Genomic DNA, 17,513 nt, shown 5'->3' with positions numbered 1-17,513 from the left:
CTGTCCGGTGACCCCCGGAGTCAGCCCCTATCCGTCCCCTACGGGCAGGCGCCCACGGCGCGGCACCCCTACGGGCAGGCGCCCACAGCGCCCCACCCCTACCGCAGTCCGACGGCTCCGGGCGGGGTGAGCAGGACGCGCCGTGCTGTCAGCTCGCCGCGCTCCATGCGCCGGTGCGTCTCCGCCGCGGCGGCCAGCGGGAGCGTCTCGGTGCGCCGCGGCCGCAACAGCCCCTGGGCGAGCAGGGTGTTGATGACCTCGGCCGCCTCCGCCAGCTCCGGCACCCGCGCCCGGGAGATGACGAAGCCGACGACCGAGGCGTCCTTCATGTACATCGCCCCGGCGGGCAGCGCGGGCCGGGACGCGGCCCCCGCGAGCACCACGACCCGGCCGCGCGGGGCCAGCAGCGGTATCGCCCGCTCCAGGTCGTTGCGGCCCGAGGTGTCCGTGTACAGGTCGACGCCGTCCGGCGCGGCGTCCCGCAGCCGTTCCCACTGGTCCCCCGCCCGGTGGTCCACGACCTCCGCGGCGCCCAGCCGGCGGCAGTACCCGGCGTCGCCGGCCCGGGCGGTGGCCACCACCCGGGCCCCGGCCCACGCCGCCATGGCCACCAGCGCGCTGCCGACGTTCCCGGCCCCGCCGGCCACGACGACCGTCTCGCCCCGCCGCAACCGGCCGTGCGTGAACAGCGCCAGATGGGCCGTCGCCGCCGGGTGGACCGTGGCGAGCGCGGCATAGGGGTCGACACGGTCGGGCAGCCGGTACAGCCGGTCGGCCGGCACCACCGCCTGCTCGGCCGCGGCGCCCTGCCGGCCGCCGTGGCCCAGGCTGTTGCACCACACGCGCTCGCCGACGGTGAAGCCGCGCACGCCGTCCCCCGTCGCGGCCACCGTGCCGACGAGGTCGCGGCTGATGACGAACGGAAAGTCCATGGGGGTGCGGAACAGGCCGGAGCGAACGAAGGTGTCCACCGGGTTGACCGTGGTGGCCGCGACGTCGACCAGGACGTCCGACGGCCCGGGGAGCGGGGCGGGTACCTCGCTGCACCGGATGACGTCCGGGGGGCCGAGCCGCTCGATGAAGGCTGCCTGCATGCCCCCAGCGTGTCGCCTCTGTCCCCGCCGGTCATGTACGGCCCTGATTTTCTGTCACCTTCCGGCAATGCGGAGCGAGCGACTTGACGCATTCACCGACCGCTTCTTGAGAGCCGGGGAAAACACTGCGACGCTCCCGGCCAAAGGAGCCGAGCCGCCGTGTGCGGACGATGCCGAAATACACCCCCGAATCTGATGGTTGGAAGCGTGACAGCATGATTCTGCAACGCATAGCGAACCGTGGTTTCCGGCTGGGGTCGTTGTTCGAGCGGGCGGCGGCCCGTCATCCTGCGAATGTCCTCATCCTCGACCACGATCTCGACGCCGCCCCGCGGCTCGGCCGCCGGGCCACGATCGCCGAGGTCGCCGAGACGGTCGCCGACCTGGCCTCGCGGCTGTGGGCGGCGAAGGTCCGGCCGGGCGAACGGGTCGTGATCTACAAGTCGGACGGCTTCGACATCGTGCTGCTCGCCTGCGCCGTGGCACGGTGCGGAGCGGTCCCCGTCCTGCTGTCGCCGAAGCTCGACGGCGACACCGTCACCACACTGGTCCGCCGGGCGAACCGGCCGCACCTCGTCACCGACCAGGCCAAACTGGAACAGGAACTGCCGGCGGACATCTTCGAGGCGAGCGAACGCGTCCTCCTCACCTCGGGCGCCTTCGCGGGAACCGTCGACCTGCACGCCCTGGCCGGCTGCGAGCCCTTCGACGGCCTCACCATGCCACCGGACCACCCCACGCTGATCACCCACACCTCCGGCACCACCGGCACACCCAAACTGGCCGTCCACACCGGACGCACCCTCCAGGCCCGCTACCGCCCCCAGGTGTCGGCGCTCGCACCGATCGTCCGAGGACGCGAGACGATCGCGGTGCACGTGTCCTTCGTGCACTCCCGGATCTTCACCGCACTGGCCATCTCCCTGTTCCGCGGCTTCCCGATCGTGATGATGGCCGACTCCGACCCGCGGCACGCCGCCGACCTGTTCGCGCGGCTGCGGCCCGGCATCCTGGAGGCGCACCCCAACTCGTTCATGCAGTGGGAGGAACTGGCCGACGATCCGCGCGGCCCGCTGCGCAACGTGAAGCTCTTCAGCAGCACGTTCGACGCCATCCACCCGCGGACGGTGCACCGCCTGCTGCGGGCGACGCACCGCCGCGCCCCGATGTTCGCGCAGCTGTACGGGCAGAGCGAGGTCGGCCCGGTGGTGGCCCGGTCCTTCTCCCCGCGCCGCGCACCGGGCGCCGACGGCCGCTGCGTCGGCATGGCGATCCCCGGCATGACCGAGGTGCGGGTGGTGAGCCGCAACGGCATGCCGCCGTCCCCGGAACACCCCGGCTACATCGAAGTGCGCAGCGACGGCAGGATCGTGACCTACCTGGGCGAGCAGGACCGCTACGACCAGCAGGTCACCGACGGCTGGTGGCGGATGGGTGACGTCGGCTACCGCACCCGTTGGGGATGCGTGCACCTGCTGGACCGCGAGGTCGACCTCATCGAGGACTTCGGCAGCACCCTGGCCGTGGAGGACCAGCTCTTCGGGAAGCTGGACAACCTCCTGGAGGTCGTCATCGTGCCGGGGAAGGGCAATGTGGCCACTCCCATCGTCTGCACCAAGGACGACGTCCCCCTGGACCCCGAGGCGTGGCGTTCGGCGGTCGCGGGACTGCCGAAGATGGCCGCGCCGGTGCAGTGGCGGCACGAGGACCTGCCGCAGACCGCCACCACCAAGATCAAGAGGCTGGAGCTGGCCCGCCTCCTCGCGGAACGGGCCGCCTGACCCCGAGAGGCGGGTGGCGGTCAGTCGACGACCCAGCCCTGCTGCGGGTGAATTCACCGCGCGGGAAGACGGCGCAGGTGTCGTCCGGCAGGGCCCCGGCGTCACGCTCCACGGACGCCGCGGGTGCCGCCGACGTGTCCGGCGCGCCCCTCGGCAGCGGGCCGCCGCCCGGCGGCGACGCGGCCCCGCCGTTCGTGCCGCGACCGCCGGTCGCCTGTGCCGGGCCGGCGAGCATCCGTCCCGGACGTGCCCGATGCGACGGACAGGGCGGGAGGGGCAGGCGTCCGCTCCCGCCCTGGTGGGGTGACCGCGTCAGGCCGCCCCGATGCCGGCGGCCCCCACCGCGTCACGCCACGCCGCCCCGCCCGCGACCGCCTGCCGCCAGCCACGCACCGCCTTGGGCGGCATGCCCACCGCCAGGGCGCCGGACAGCCGCTCGCCCGTGCGGTACGCGACGACGAACCTGCGCGCGGCCAAGTCGCCCTCCACGACGGCGACTTCGTCGTGCCCCCGCAGATGGCCGTACGCCTGGATCCTCATGTCGTACTGGTCGGACCAGAAATACGGCACGGGCGCGAACGGCCGGCGCGCGTCCGGCGGGGCGAGCAGGTTGCGGGCGGCGGCCATGCCCTGCTCGGCGGCGTTCGTACGGTGCTCGATCCGCATCGACGTCCCGAACAGCGGGTTGTCCCAACGGGCCACGTCCCCGGCCGCGTACACACCCGGCGCGGCTTCGCAGTACTCGTCGCAGAGCACCCCGTCGCCGAGGCGCAGTCCGCTGTCCGCCAGCCATTCGGTGTTGGGCGACGAGCCCACGGCGACCAGGACTTCGTCGGCCTCGACCAGCTCCCCGCCCGCGAGCCGCACGCCCCCGTCGGTCACCTCGGTCACGGTGACACCGGTGCGCAGCTCCACGCCGTGGTCGAGGTGGGCCTGCGAGAGCACCTGGCCGACCTCGGTGCCGACGGCGTGCGCCAGCGGCACGGGAGCCGGTTCGAGCAGCGTCACGTCGGCGCCCAGCCGCCAGGCCACCGCGGCGGCCTCGGCACCGAGGAACCCGGCCCCCACCACGACCAGCCGGCAGCCCGGTGTCAGCCTCTCGCGCAGCGCCAGAGCGTCGTCCACCGTGCGCAGCACATGCGCCCCGCCCCGGCCGGGCAGCCGCCGCGGGCGCACCCCCGTGGCCACGATCAGTCCGTCGTACGGCACCCGCGCCCCGTCGGCCAGACGCACCGTACGGTCCGTCATGTCCAGCCCCGTCGCCGCCGTTCCCAGCCGCAGATCGAGGTCGAGGGCCTCGACGTCGGCGTGCGGACGCAGCGTCAGCCGCTCCGCGGTCCACTCGCCGGAGAGGATCTGCTTGGACAGCGGGGGCCGGTCGTACGGGGCGTGCGGCTCGTCGCCGACGAGGGTGAGGGTGCCGTCGAACCCTTCCCGGCGCAGCGTCTCGACCGCCGCGAGCCCGGCGGCGCAGGCGCCGACGACCACGACCCGCCTCACCGCTCCACCAGCCGGTCGTCGACGATCTTCCGCACCGGCTCCCGCGTGACCGGCTTCCCGGACCGCAGTTCCGGCGCGGCCGGGGCCGGTGCCGGAGGGCACTCGGCGGCCCGGGGCAGCGGGTACTCGGGCGGCGGCCCGCAGGCCCCGGTGACGGGGCAGGACTGGAGATCGGACATGGCGTCTCCTCGAGGACGGTGGGGGAGCGGGCCCGGATCCGGAAGCCGGAAACGGTGGAAGAGCCACCGGTATGGAAGCGGAGCGGGCTGACAGCCACCCGTCTGCACCCTGACCTCAAGCTGACGTGACTCACGCCACAGGGGCAACTCGGCAACTGGAGCGGACGGGCCATGTGGTCCGCGTCCCCGGCGCGGACCACCGGCGCGCCTAACGGGTGCAGCTGACGGAGGCCGGTCTGCTCGCGGCGGCCCGCATGCGGCAGGTGCGCCGGCGGGGCATGGCGACGGCCCTGGCCGCCTGGTCCCCCGGAGACCTGCGGCAGCTCGCCGTGCACTTCCACCGGCTCGTCGACGACTTCGTCGCACACACCGAGAGCGACCTGCCCGTCCGCCCCGTGCAGCCGAGGTGCTCTACAACAGGTCGCGCGGCACCTCCTCGTTCCAGGTGCGGGAGAACACCCGGCGCCCGGCCTCGTACGCGTCGAGGGTCGCGTCCACGAAGAAGTCCGTCTCGTCGCACCTCAGCCGGGTGTGCGTCACCACCCGTACGTCCCAGTCGTCCCGCTGGAACGTCATGGTCCAGGTGGACTCACCGCCGGCCGAGGTGAAGTCGTCGGCGACCGCCGTGTAGCGCTCGTGGGCCCGGCGGCCGGCCTCGAGGTCGATGTGCTCGAAGCGGACCGTGCCCCGGTCCTTCACGATGTCCAGCTCCGCGTGGTAGCCGACCAGGTCCCGCTTGACCTCCCAGCGCTCCTCGGGGGGCGTCACCTGGGTCGTGGCGAGCGGGGGAGTGCCCTCGGGCTCGCCGAAGGGCGATGCCGGGACCTCGTCCGGTTCCTCGACCGGCCGCACCGGCAGGGTGAGCGTGCTGGAGTGCTCGTGCACGCTCAGCAGGGCCGGCTTCGGCGGCGGCCAGGCCAGCGGCCAGTAGGACGTGGAGAGGGAGAGCCGGATGCGGTGGCCCGGCGGGAACGCCTGCGCCACTCCGTTCAGCGGGATGGTGGCGCGGTACCGGCGGCCCGGCTCCAGCGGCTCGGGGGACTCCGTGCTGTCACGCCGGGTCAGGTTCAGAATGCCGTACGAGACGCGGGTCGCGGCGCCGTCGGGGCTCACGTCCGACAGCCGCGCGGCCACCATGGCGACCGGCTCGCTGACCGACAGGTCGAGTTCCACGGTCGGCGAGCCGAGGATCTCCAGCTGCTCCGTCAGGGGCTCGGTGTCGAACACGAGGGAACCGCCGTCCTCCTCGCGCTGGTCGTACGGCAGGTCCGGGGGCGCGTTGTAGGACGCCCACTTGCCCGCGAACTGGCCGACGGACAGGGGAGAGCGCACGGTCAGCGCCTCGCCGTCGGGTGTCCCGCCCAGGTCGGCCGGCTCCCGCGGCGGCTCGATCGTGTGCCGGGTGAGCGGGTGGACGACCTGCCGGACGTGCGGGGAGGGCCAGTCGGGCTCACCGACCCAGCGTCCCGGCCGCTCCTCGTACGCGGTGGAGGGCGGGACGCTCTCCTGCATCCACGCGCGCAGCATCGGGCCGTCCATCACGCCGTTGTCGACGCCCTTGAGCCAGTGGTCCCACCACCGCACGAGCTCCTGGAGGTAGCCGATGGCGGGGCCGGGCTCCCCGAGGTGGGGGAACTTGTGCGACCAGGGACCGATCAGGCCCTTGCGCGGCACGTCCAGATGGCCGAGCAGCCGGGTCACGGCGTTGGAGTAGCCGTCCGCCCAGCCGCTGGAGGCCAGGACCGGGCAGCGCACGGCCGCGTAGTCCTCGCACACCGAGGCGTGCCGCCAGTAGTCGTCGCGGCGCTGGTGGCGCAGCCACTCCAGCACCCAGGGCTCGGTGTTCTCCAGCCGTTCGTGCCACATCTCGCGCCAGCGGTCACCGACCACGGCCGGGTCCGGCGGGCAGGTGCCGTAGGCGAACATGGTGCCCGCCTCGGCCAGGTTGTCCGACAGCAGGGCGCCGCCCATGTAGTGCATGTCGTCGGCGTGCCGGTCGTCGGTGAAGGACGCGATGGCGATGGCCTTCAGGCTCGGCGGCCGGCGGGCCGCCACCTGGAGCGCCGCGAACGCGCCCCAGGAGATGCCCATCATGCCCGTGCCGCCGTCGCACCAGGGCTGTTCCGCCAGCCAGGCCAGCACCTCCTCGGCGTCCGCCTGCTCCCGCTCCAGGTACTCGTCGCGCAGGACACCCTCGGAGTCACCCGTGCCGCGCAGGTCGACACGGACGCAGGCGTAGCCGTGCCCGGCGAGATAGGGGTGGTGGACCGAGTCCCGCACGGCCGTCAGGTCGCGCTTGCGGTACGGGATGTACTCCAGCACCGCGGGCACCGGCTCCTGGTCCGAGGAGGTCGGGCGCCAGATGTGCGCGGAGAGCCGGACCCCGTCCGACATCGGGATCGTGACGTGCTCTTCTTCCTTCGTCGCGTACGGCAGATTGGTCACGTAACGCATGGAACCCACGTGCTCCTTACTTCTCGTGGGACTTCACTCCTGCGGGTTTCACCCCTGCCGGTTTCACTCCGGTGGGGCTTCGTCGAAGGCGAGGCCCAGGGCGGCCACGCAGTGGTCGTACTTCTCCCGCAGCTCTGCCTCGTCCGCCCCGCCGGTGAAGATGTGCGCCAGCTCGTAGCTGTAGCTGTCCTGTCCGGGGAGGTCCGAGAGCCTGTCGCCCTCTTCGGGGATCACCTCGATGCGCACGCCGGGGGTCTCCCGCTCGATGCGGGCGATCTCCTCGGGCCCGGGGACCCGGCGCACCACGCCGTCGGTGAACCAGCGGTGGTACCACTTCGCGGCCATCGCGTACGACCCCTCGCGGTGCGGCATGCGCGGGTCGCCGCCGAGGGCGAGGCTGATCATGCAGTGGTGGTTGGGCACGCCGTCGACGTACTGGAACAGCTCCGCGTGCGACTGGGAGTGCCGGGGGTTGATCTCCAGCAGGTTGATCTCTTCGGTCCGCGGGTCGTAGAAGTACTCGATGCTGAAGGTGGCCGAGTCCATGCCGATCTGCCGCATCACGCGCTCGCTGACGTCATGGAGCTGGGCGATCACCGGCGGCGGCAGGGTCGAGGGGTACTGGTGCCGCAGGAAGCAGGGGGAGTCCGGGTACTGGATGGAGTCCAGGACCCCGTAGACCGTCACCTCGCCCTGGTGGACATAGCCCTCCACGGCGACCTGGACGCCGGACATCGCTTCTTCCGCCAGACAGACCTGACCGCCCACCCCGTCCATCTCCGCCGGCAGGTCGATGCGTTCGAGGATGTGCTCGAAGGGCCGGCCGATGCGGGCGATGCCCTCGCGGATCTCGGTGACGGCCGTGCGGAACTCCTCCTCGTCATCGACTCCGAAGGCGAGTTCGGAGGAGTACGAGAGGGCCGGCTTGACCCACATCGGGAAGGTCACGTTCCGCGGCGGGCGGGGCGGCTCGGCCGACAGGTCCACACGGTCGAACCGCGGGTGCCGGTCGGTCGCCTTCTGCTGCTCCAGCCGGCTCCAGTACTTGTGCTCGCACTTGACCACCGACTCCAGGCTGGTGCTGCGGGTGCCGTACCGCTCGCTCAGCATGGGGACGAGGGTGCTGACCGGGAAGTCCCAGTAGCCGACGATCGCGTCGATGCTTCCGTCGAACGCGTCCAGCACGCCCGTGGCCTTGTCGAACAGCGTGGGCAGGTGGACCTCGCCCAACTGGAGTTCCTCGATGGTCAGCAACTGGTGAAAGCGCAGCCGATCGGCTCCGGGCACCTGCCGGAGCACCGGCAGGTTGGCCTCGTCGAGCCCGATCACGAACACGTTCTTCACCGACTCGTCAGGCATAACTCTCCTTGGTCACGGCTCTCCTCACGACGTACGGAGTCCGGCCGTCCGGCCGATCCCGCAAGGGCGGCGGAGTACCCCTCCCACGTGCAGTCATTCGGCTACGGCGGGTCGCCCGGCCATGACCTCCTCCACGGCGACAGGGAATCCGTGCGGCCCGAGCGGTGACAGCCCGCACTTCAGGTCGTGCGAGTCCCGGCTCAGAGAAACGTCTACTCGGGCAGTGACTGCTCGGCCCAGATGGTCTTGCCCGTGGAGGTCTGGCGGCTGCCCCACCGCTCGGACAGCTGGGCGACGAGGAGCAGACCGCGTCCGCCCTCGTCGAAGACGCGGGCCCGGCGCAGGTGCGGCGCGGTGTTGCTGCCGTCCGACACCTCGCAGATGAGGGTCGTGTCGCGGATCAGCCGCAGCTCGATGGGGGCACCGCCGTACCGCAGCGCGTTGGTGACCAGCTCGCTGACGATCAGTTCCGTGGTGAACGCCGCCTCCGTCAGGCCCCAGGCGGCCAGCTGTTCGCCCGCCGTCTTGCGGGCCCGGGCCACGGCCGCCGGATCCGGCGGCAGCTGCCAGGTGCGCACCCGCCCGCCGTCGAGCGCGGCGGTCCGGGCCAGCATCAGCACGACGTCGTCGGTGGGCCGGCCGACCAGCACCGTGCGCAGCACCTGGTCACACGCTTCCTCCAGCGTGTCGGCCGGGCTGCCCAACGCCCGGCGCAGCAAGCCGATCCCGACCCCGATGTCGTGGTCGGCCTCGATCAGCCCGTCGGTGTAGAGGGCGAGCAGGCTGTCCTCCTCCAGCTCCACCTCGACCGCTTCGAACGGCAGGCCGCCGAGGCCCAGTGGCGGCCCGGCCGGCAGATCGAGGAACCGGACGTCGCCGTCGGCCGTGACCAGGGCGGGCGGCGGATGCCCGGCGCGGGCCATGGTGCAGCGCCGGGACACCGGGTCGTACACCGCGTACAGGCAGGTGGCGCCGACCTGCCCCGACGGCTCGGCCGCCCGCCCGCGCGCCTCCGGGCCCTCTTCCCGGTCGAGCCGGATGACGAGGTCGTCCAGCTGGGTGAGCAGCTCGTCGGGGGCGAGATCGACGTCCGCCAGCGTCCGTACGGCGGTCCGCAGACGGCCCATCGTGGCCGACGCGTGGATGCCGTGGCCCACCACGTCCCCCACGACCAGCGCGACCCGGGCGCCGGACAGCGGGATCACGTCGAACCAGTCGCCTCCGATGTCCGCTCCCGAACCGGTCGGCAGGTAGCGGTAGGCGACCTCCATCGCCGCGAGGTCCGGGGGCCGGTCGGGGAGGAGGCTGCGCTGGAGCGCCAGCGCCGTCCGGCGTTCACGGGTGTAGCGGCGGGCGTTGTCCACGCTCACCGCCGCCCTCGCGACGATCTCCTCCGCGAGCAGCAGGTCGTCCTCGCTGAAGGCCTCCGGTGTGCGGTGCCGCAGGAAGTGCACCAGCCCCAGGGTCACCCCCCGGGCGCGCAGCGGCACCAGCATCACCGAGTGGATCATGTGCCGGGCCACGGTCTCGGCACGGGCCGGTGAGGAACTGATCCACTCCCGCAGCCCCGGGTCCCCCGGCCGGTGCCGGGTGCCCCGCCCGGCGGCCAGCGTCCGCGCGGGCAGCGTGCCCACGGGGTAGAGCGTGGTGTCGCCGGTGGCGACCACCGACTCCGGGCAGCGCGGAAGCACCGATCGTTGCGCGGTGCGGCGCACGGTGACCGGCGCGTCCACCGGTACCGGTCGTGGCTCGTCGCCCAGGGCGACGGACTCCAGCAGGTCCACGGTGACGAAGTCCGCGAAGCCGGCCACGGCCACCTCCGCCAGCTCGTCGGCCGTCCGGGCCACGTCCAGCGTGCTCCCGATGCGCAGGGCGGCGTCGTTGAGCACCGCCAGCCGGCGGCGGGCCCAGTACTGCTCCGTGGTGTCGAAGACGGTCGCGGACATGCCCTGCACCGCACCGGTCTCGTCCTTCAGCGGCGACATGAACATCGACCAGGCGTGCGGCCGGATCTCGCCCGGGGCCTTGCCGTGTTCCTCGTGGAAGATCATCTCGCCGGTGCGCAGGACCTGCCGCTGGAGGCGGTCGTACTCGTCGAAGGGCGGGTTGGGCTCGATCTCCCACAGGGTCAGGCCCTTCATCTCCTCCTCGGACCTGCCCATCACCTCGGTCATGATGTCGTTGGCGGCGACCAGCCTCGCGTCCCGGTCGTAGACCGCCACCGGTACCGGGAGCTGGGAGAGCGTGAGGTCCCACAGGGGCACGGTCCGCCGGGCCGGCCGCCCGGCCGTGGGTACCGGCACGGTGCCGGTCACGAGCCAGAGCCGCCGGCCGGCCGCGTCGAACAGCGGAGTTCCCTGCAACCGGACCACCACGCGGTCGCCGTCGCGGTGCCGGAGCGCCACCTCACCGGCCCACCGCTGCCCGTCGGCGACGTGCCGCCTCGTGGACTCCGGGAGGGCTGCGGCGAGCAGCCCGGTGACGGCCCTGCCGACGATCTCGGCGGGTTCGTATCCGAGCAGCCTGCGAGCGCCGTCGCTCCACACCGTGATCGCTCCACCGGCGTCGACGACGACCGCCAGGTCCTCCGGTACGCGTCCCTCCACGGTGCCTCCGGATGTGACGCCCTTACGGCCTCCCCGGCCATCATGTCAGGGACAGGCGCCGGGCACCCCCCGCGGGCTTCCCCACCGCCCCCTCGGTCACCGCATGACGAGGGCGCCCGTGGGGAAGCAGCCGTGCTGCTGTTCAGGCGGCCAGGCGTTCCACCAGCAGGAACCCGCCGATGACGATCATCATCACGCCGGAGACGCGGGTCACCGCCCGGGCCGCCGAGGGCCTGGTCCTCAGGACGGTACGGGCCAGGACCCCGATGGCGAGGTAGACCATCGCGCAGACGGTCATGTGCAGGACGCCGAGCAGGCCGGTCTGGGTGGCCACCGGCCAGCCGCCCGCGGGGTCGATGAACTGCGGGAACAGCGAGAAGTACAGCAGCAGCGCCTTCGGGTTGAGCCCGCTGGTACCGGCTCCCTTGAGCACGATCCGCAACCGCGAGGAGCCCACCTGCGCCGTCGAGGCCGTGAGCGCGGCCGGTGCCCTCAGCACGCCCCAGCCGAGCCACACCAGGTAGCCGGCCCCGGCCACGGTCAGGGCGGTGAGCAGGGTCGCCGAGCTCGCCACGATCACCACCAGGCCCGCGACCGCGAGCAGGGTGTAGCCCGCGTAGCCGGCTGTCAGCCCGGCGACCGCCGGGACCACCGAGCGGTCCCTGAGGCCCGCCGCGATCGCGTACGCCCAGTCCGCGCCCGGAGTGAACACCAGCAGCAGGTCCACTGCCAGAAACGCCGCCAGTGTCGTCAATTCCATGGATCGGTCCCTCTCACGTGCTCTGTTCCGCGAGGAAGGCTAGGCCGAATCAGCCCGTAAGTGTTCCTTTCTTTTCTCCTTGATCGCGGAATCTGGGGCAGAATCTTCTCCATGGATGCCCTGGACCGGAAAATCCTTACCGAGCTGCAGTTGGACGGCCGTCTCACGGTCACCGAGCTGGCCGCCCGCGTGAAACTGAGCGTCTCGCCCTGCCACCGACGGCTGCGCGACCTCGAACGCGAGGGCGCGATCCGCGGGTACCGGGCGATCGTGGACCCGGCCGCCGTGGGCCTCACCTTCGAAGCGCTCGTCTTCGTCACCCTGCGCTGGGAGGACGCCGACACCGTCTCCGCCTTCGAGGAGGGCGTGGCCGCCGTTCCGCACGTGCTCCAGGCCCAGCGGCTCTTCGGCGACCCCGACTACCTGCTGCGCGTCGCCACCACCGACCTGGCCGCCTTCCAGCAGCTCTACGACCAGCGGCTCGCCCGGCTGCCCGGCGTCCAGCGCCTGAACTCCACCCTGGTCATGAAGCACGTCGTCGACGACCGGCCGCTGCCCGAGTGACCAGGGCCTCGGACCGGGGGCGAGCCTGTGCGCCCCCGGTCAACTGCCGGTGCGCTGCCCGGCAAAAGGCGGCACGGCACCCGACCTAGCGTGTCGCCGTCCCCTCCGCCAGCCACCCGGAAACGAGGAAACAGCGCATGCCGTACATCACCGTGGGCCAGGAGAACTCCACCCCCGTCGACCTCTACTACGAGGACCACGGATCCGGGCAGCCGGTCGTCCTCATCCACGGCTTCCCGCTCGACGGGCACTCCTGGGAGCGGCAGACCGCGGCGCTGCTCGACGCCGGCCACCGCGTGATCACGTACGACCGGCGCGGTTTCGGCCAGTCCTCCCAGCCGACGACCGGCTACGACTACGACACCTTCGCGGCCGACCTGAACACCGTGATGGAGACCCTCGACCTGCGGGACACCGTGCTCGTCGGGTTCTCGATGGGCACCGGCGAGGTCGCCCGGTACGTGTCCAGGTACGGCTCCGCCCGGGTCGCCAAGGTCGCCTTCCTCGCCTCGCTGGAGCCCTGCCTGCTCAAGTCCGACGACAACCCGCAAGGGGTCGCCCCGAAGGAGTTCTTCGACGGGGTCGTCGCGGCCGTCAAGGCGGACCGCTACGCGTACTACACCGCCTTCTACGAGGACTTCTACAACCTCGACGAGAACCTCGGCAGCCGGATCAGCGAGGAGGCCGTCCGCAACAGCTGGAACGTCGCCGCCGGCGGCGGCTTCCACGCGGCGGCCGCCGCCCCGTCGACCTGGTACACCGACTTCCGGGCCGACATCCCGGCGATCGACGTGCCGGCCCTGATCCTGCACGGCACCGGCGACCGCATCCTGCCCGTGGAAGGCACCGCGAGGCCGTTCCACCAGGCTCTGCCCGCCGCGGACTACGTGGAGATCGAGGGTGCCCCGCACGGTCTGCTGTGGACCCACGCGGAGGAGGTCAACTCGGCGCTGCTCGCCTTCCTGGCGAAGTGAATTCTTCCTCCGATTCTTCCTGGACCCGGCAGGTCCGGGATGGTGACATCGTTCAGGGCCGGCAACTGACCACCGGCCCTGAACGATGTCCAGGGGGAGAACCAGGTGTCCGTCGTCCTTTCCACCGCGTCACTGCCGGCCGCCGAACGGGGCGAGCGATGGCACCACGCGGTGTCCCGGACCTTCATACCGCTGGACGTGCGGCTCCTCGAGGACGCCCCGTCACCCGGGCGGATCGTCACCGACAAGCTGGGGTCCTTACAAGTGGCGCAGGTCCAGGCCGGCCCGCAGGTCGTGACGCGCAGCAGGCGGCTGGTCCGGGACGGGAAGCAGTTCCTCATCCTGACCCTCCAGCAGCGGGGCACCGCGCTCAAGGAACAGGACGGCAGACAGGCGCTGATCGAGCCCGGCGACTTCTCCCTCTCCGACTCCTCACGGCTGTTCAGGAAGAGGGTGCAGAGCAGGTTCTGCTTCACCTCCTTCCACTTCCCCCGCGAGGATCTCCGCGTCCGGGACGAGGACCTGCGGGCACTGACCGCCACCGCGTTCTCGGGCCGGGACGGCGGCGCCGCACTGGTGGCGACCTACTTCGCGCGCCTGGCCCGCGAGGCGGGGAGCCTCGACGCCCTCGTCGGCCGGCAGTTCGCCGCCACCGCGCTCGACCTGCTGGCGCTGCTGATCAACGACAGACGCGGTCGCTTCGCGCCCCAGGCTCCGGAGACGGCCGCCGCCACCCTCGTCCGCGTGAAGGACCACATCCTGCGCCACCTCTCCGACCCCGAGCTGTCACCGCCCGGGATCGCCGCCGCGCACTTCATGTCGGTCCGCTACCTCCACAAACTGTTCCAGCTGGAGGGCGCGACGGTGGGGGAGTGGATCCGCACCCAGCGGCTGGAGCGGTGCCGCCAGGACCTGCTGAGGGCGGCGGCCCTCGGGCAGGGCGTCGCGACGGTGGCCCGGCGCTGGGGCTTCGTGAGCCCCAGCCACTTCAGCCGTGCCTTCCGCGCCGCCTACGGTGTGACGCCCCGCGAATGGCAGACGCAGGGCCTGACCGGCGCGGGGCACAAGCACAGGTGAGACGGAAGGAACGCCTCCGCGAACCGACTCGTTGCACAGGAGTTCGCCACGCCGCCGACCAGAGGAGCATCGTGCCCGACACCACGCAGGACACGTCCACCGTCCTGCCGGAACTCCCGGACCTGAGCGCCCAGGCCGAGCGGCTGATCGAGCTGGGAGTGCACGAGACGGCCGGGCTGTCCGCGGCCGAGATCCGCGACTTCGCCGCCGCGGCCGGCGGGGAGGGCGCACTGCTGGCCGTGCACCCGGACAGAGCCCCCGCCTCCGCCCTCGCGCCACTGCTGCGCCGCGACGGCAAACCGGGCTTCGTCGTCGTCGACACGCCGGACGTCGACGAGTTCACGCCCGAGGCCGTCGAACTGCCCCACGCCCCCCTCTACGTCGTCACCGGCGTCGACCGCGGCGACCACCTGTCCAACTGGAGCCCCGAGGAGGCACTGCCCGCCCTCACGAAGGAGGACCGCACCCCGCTGCTGCTCACCGAGGGCATCCACTGGGTGCTTCAGCAGCCCCGGGCGCTGGAGCGCAACCGCTGCTTCATGACCATCGGCTCCCGGCTGCGCAAGCCGAACGGCAAGCTGGACGCCCGCACCCCGGCGATCTGGATCAGCAACGGCACCGGCCGTGACGGCGGCGAGCGCCGCCACGCCCCGAAGGTCGGCTGGTGCTGGTGGAACAACCGGCACACCTGGCTGGGCTTCGCCTCCGGCACGGGCCGCGGGACGGATGCCGCCTAGCGAACCGTCCCACGGCGCCCCGCCCCACGACGCCCCGCTCCCCGTGTCACAGCGTGAAACGGGGCGGTGGCGCCGGCCGTCCCCCGCTCAGAGCGGCGAGGCCGGCCCGGGCGTCCTCCCGGACCTCCGCTGGCACGAGGCCCTCCAGCCAGAGCACGGCGCGGTACTCGGCGGCGGCCTCGGCCCGCTCCCCGAGGTGGGTCAGCGCGTGGGCCAGGTGGAGGTGGACCTTGCTCGCCTGCTTGTGCCAGCCGCACGCGTCGAACTGCCCGCGAATGCCGCGCAGGGCGTCGGCCGCCTCCTGCCAGTCGCCCCGGTCGAGATGGACGAACGACACCGAGTAGACGGCGGACAAGGTGGTGAAGTCCCGCACGTTGGGCGGGATCCGGTCGCGGTGGCGGGGGTCCGCGAGCGTCTCCACGATGCCGTGGTAGGTCTCGACGGCTTCCTGCGGGCGGCCCGTCGCACGCATCAGCCTGATCACCCCGCAGGAGACCTGGAGATACCCGTTGACGTCGTCCGCCGCCGTGAACAACCGCATGGCGCGCCGGTAGTGGTCGGCGGCGGGCGGCAGGTCGTCGAGGGCGTCCCGCAGCCAGCCGAGATAGGCGTGCGCCCAGGCCTGCTGGAGGGTGTCTCCGGCACCCTCCGCCAGACGCAGCGCGCACAGGGCCGCGTCGACCGCCTCGTCGTGACGACGGGCGCAGGCCCAGTACGCCCAGGCGAGGTAGTTGCGGTGGGTCGCCTCCAGCCCCGCGTCCCCGAGCGCGGCGCCGGCCGCGGCGGCACGCTCGTAGACCTCGACCCAGTGGCCCCAGGACACCCAGTGGTCGGAGAACCAGTGCATGGCCTCCGCGACCTCGGCGACCCTGGTGTGCTCGCCCTCCTCCGCCGTCTCGCGGAACGCGGCCAGCCAGGAGTCGTCCTCGATCCTGATCCAGCGCGCCGCCTGCTCCCGGTCGTCGAGGGCGACCAGCCGGCCGGGATCCGCCGGCGGCATGCCGTAGTCCGGTTCGTACCAGCGGCCCGCGAGGACGGCCGTGTCCAGCAGCCAGTGCCGCAGCCGCGACCGGGCGGCGAGCGACCCTGCCGCTGCGTCCTCCGCGCGGTGCCGGGACGCAGCGTACAGCCGCAGCAGATCGTGCAGCCGGTAGCGGTCCTGACGGGCTGTCATCAGCAGGCCCGCCTCCAGCAGTTCCTCCAGGAGGTCCTCGGCCTCGGCCAGGGAGACTCCCGCGAGCACGGCGGCCGGCGGGACACCGAAGTCCCCGCCCGGCACGAGCGACAGCAGCCGGAACATGCGGGCGGCCTCGGGCGCGAGACGCGAGTAGGACAGTGCGAAGGCGGAGTTGACCCGCAGGTCTCCCGCGCTCAGCGCGTCCAGCCGGCGGTCCTCGTCGGCCAGCCGGTCGGCGAGCCGGCGAAGGCTCCAACTGGTCCGGGTCGCGGCCCAGTTCGCGGCCACCCGCAGGGCCAGGGGGAGATGACCGCACAGCTCGGTCACGACGTTCGCGGCCGCAGGCTCGGCGTCCACCCGCCCCGTGCCCACGACGGCACGCAGCAGCGCGGCGGACTCCTGCCGGGTCAGCGCCCCGAGCTCGACGCGCCGCACGCCCTCCAGACCGGCGAGGGTACGGCGGCTCGTCACCACCACGAGCAGGCGCCCCTCGCGCGGGAGCAACGGCCTGATCTGGTCCTCGCTGCCGGCGTTGTCCAGCACCAGGACCGCGCGGAGCCGGGCGGAGAGCTCGCGGTAGCGGGCGAGAAGCTCCTCGGCGCCGAGTCCGGCCAGCTCGGCGTCCGGCACGCCCCAGGAGCCGAGCAGACCCGACAGCACCTGGTCGGCCGGGAGCGGACGTTCGTCCAGGCCCCGCATGTCCACCAGGAACGCCCCGTCGGGGCACGAGGACGCCAGCCCCTCGGCCAGCCGGACCGCCAGTGTGGTCTTGCCGCTTCCGGGCGGGCCGTGCACGACGGCGGCCGGGGGAGCGGGGGCGTCCCGTCCCTCCTCGTCCTCGGCGGCCTCCCGCGCGAGGGCGCGCAGCTCCGCCAGTTCCCCCTGCCGGCCGACGAAGTCCCGCACGCCCCTCGGCAGCGTGTGGGGCGAGACCTTGACGGCCTCCGGCCGCTGCGGACCGGGCCGGGCGGCGCGGGCCGCGGCCAGCAGCCGCGCGTGCGCCGGTTCGTCCAGCTCCAAGCCCTGGGCGAGCGCGGTGACCGTGCCGCGGTGCGGACGCCGGCTCCGGCCCCGCTCCATGTCCCCGATGGCCCGCCCCGAGACCCCCGACGCCTCGGCCAGCTCCTCGATCGTCAGCCGCCGGTCCTGCCGCAACTCCCGCAGCAACCGCCCGAACGGTCCCGCGAGGCCCCCACCACTGCCCACCGCGCGATCATACGTCGGTCGGCCGGACCCCCCCTTCCCGCCGCC

Annotated in this window: 13 protein-coding genes; 5 read left to right on the top strand and 8 right to left on the bottom strand. The window is 72.8% G+C overall.

Features of this window, described 5'->3' with window-relative positions; translation table 11 throughout:
- Positions 1–98: 98 nt before the first annotated feature.
- The gene (locus ABEA82_RS17095; RefSeq protein ID WP_345662344.1) at positions 99–1,094 is read right to left on the bottom strand and encodes an NADPH:quinone reductase; all 996 of its coding nucleotides are present in this window, start codon (positions 1,092–1,094) and stop codon (positions 99–101) included.
- 215 nt (positions 1,095–1,309) lie between these two features.
- On the opposite strand from ABEA82_RS17095, the gene ABEA82_RS17090 reads away from it, so the two are divergent.
- A complete protein-coding gene (locus ABEA82_RS17090) occupies positions 1,310–2,875 on the top strand; it encodes a class I adenylate-forming enzyme family protein (RefSeq protein ID WP_345662343.1) in 1,566 nt (521 codons plus the stop codon).
- Positions 2,876–3,187: 312 nt separating this feature from the next.
- Here the strand turns inward: ABEA82_RS17090 and ABEA82_RS17085 are convergent, their stop codons facing one another.
- From ABEA82_RS17085 to ABEA82_RS17060, 6 genes are all read right to left on the bottom strand, one after another.
- Positions 3,188–4,375 (bottom strand): NAD(P)/FAD-dependent oxidoreductase, encoded by a 1,188-nt coding sequence (locus ABEA82_RS17085; RefSeq protein WP_345662342.1) that lies wholly within the window; start codon positions 4,373–4,375, stop codon positions 3,188–3,190.
- Positions 4,372–4,554: a hypothetical protein gene (locus ABEA82_RS17080; RefSeq protein WP_345662340.1), complete on the bottom strand. Its 183-nt coding sequence runs from the start codon at positions 4,552–4,554 to the stop codon at positions 4,372–4,374. The genes ABEA82_RS17085 and ABEA82_RS17080 overlap by 4 nt, the downstream gene beginning before the upstream one ends.
- Positions 4,555–4,965: 411 nt before the next feature.
- Positions 4,966–7,008, bottom strand: coding sequence for a CocE/NonD family hydrolase (locus ABEA82_RS17075; protein WP_345662339.1), 2,043 nt, complete (start codon positions 7,006–7,008; stop codon positions 4,966–4,968).
- A 63-nt stretch (positions 7,009–7,071) separates the two neighbouring features.
- Positions 7,072–8,367: an ATP-grasp domain-containing protein gene (locus tag ABEA82_RS17070; RefSeq protein WP_345662338.1), complete on the bottom strand. Its 1,296-nt coding sequence runs from the start codon at positions 8,365–8,367 to the stop codon at positions 7,072–7,074.
- A gap of 212 nt (positions 8,368–8,579) precedes the next feature.
- The gene (locus tag ABEA82_RS17065; protein WP_345662337.1) at positions 8,580–10,973 is read right to left on the bottom strand and encodes a SpoIIE family protein phosphatase; all 2,394 of its coding nucleotides are present in this window, start codon (positions 10,971–10,973) and stop codon (positions 8,580–8,582) included.
- A gap of 142 nt (positions 10,974–11,115) precedes the next feature.
- Complete coding sequence (locus tag ABEA82_RS17060; RefSeq protein WP_345662336.1) at positions 11,116–11,733, bottom strand: LysE family translocator; 618 nt, start codon at positions 11,731–11,733, stop codon at positions 11,116–11,118.
- A 111-nt stretch (positions 11,734–11,844) separates the two neighbouring features.
- On the opposite strand from ABEA82_RS17060, the gene ABEA82_RS17055 reads away from it, so the two are divergent.
- From ABEA82_RS17055 to ABEA82_RS17040, 4 genes are all read left to right on the top strand, one after another.
- Positions 11,845–12,297, top strand: a complete 453-nt coding sequence (locus tag ABEA82_RS17055; RefSeq protein ID WP_345662335.1) for an Lrp/AsnC family transcriptional regulator — start codon at positions 11,845–11,847, stop codon at positions 12,295–12,297.
- A gap of 137 nt (positions 12,298–12,434) precedes the next feature.
- Positions 12,435–13,271 (top strand): alpha/beta fold hydrolase, encoded by an 837-nt coding sequence (locus ABEA82_RS17050; RefSeq protein WP_345662334.1) that lies wholly within the window; start codon positions 12,435–12,437, stop codon positions 13,269–13,271.
- A gap of 105 nt (positions 13,272–13,376) precedes the next feature.
- Entirely contained in the window at positions 13,377–14,348 is a 972-nt protein-coding gene (locus tag ABEA82_RS17045; RefSeq protein ID WP_345662333.1) for a helix-turn-helix domain-containing protein, read from the top strand.
- A 71-nt stretch (positions 14,349–14,419) separates the two neighbouring features.
- Positions 14,420–15,085 carry a DUF5701 family protein gene (locus ABEA82_RS17040; protein ID WP_345662332.1) on the top strand — a complete coding sequence of 222 codons (666 nt, stop codon included), beginning with the start codon at positions 14,420–14,422 and terminating at the stop codon, positions 15,083–15,085.
- A 46-nt stretch (positions 15,086–15,131) separates the two neighbouring features.
- Here the strand turns inward: ABEA82_RS17040 and ABEA82_RS17035 are convergent, their stop codons facing one another.
- Complete coding sequence (locus ABEA82_RS17035; protein WP_345662331.1) at positions 15,132–17,468, bottom strand: helix-turn-helix domain-containing protein; 2,337 nt, start codon at positions 17,466–17,468, stop codon at positions 15,132–15,134.
- Between the last annotated feature and the right edge of the window lie 45 nt (positions 17,469–17,513).

The organism is Streptomyces venetus (assembly GCF_039540295.1).
In the GTDB taxonomy this organism is placed as follows: Bacteria; Actinomycetota; Actinomycetes; order Streptomycetales; family Streptomycetaceae; genus Streptomyces; species Streptomyces venetus.
Note: the sequence above shows the minus strand (reverse complement) of the source record. Positions and strands in the feature narration are given on the sequence as shown.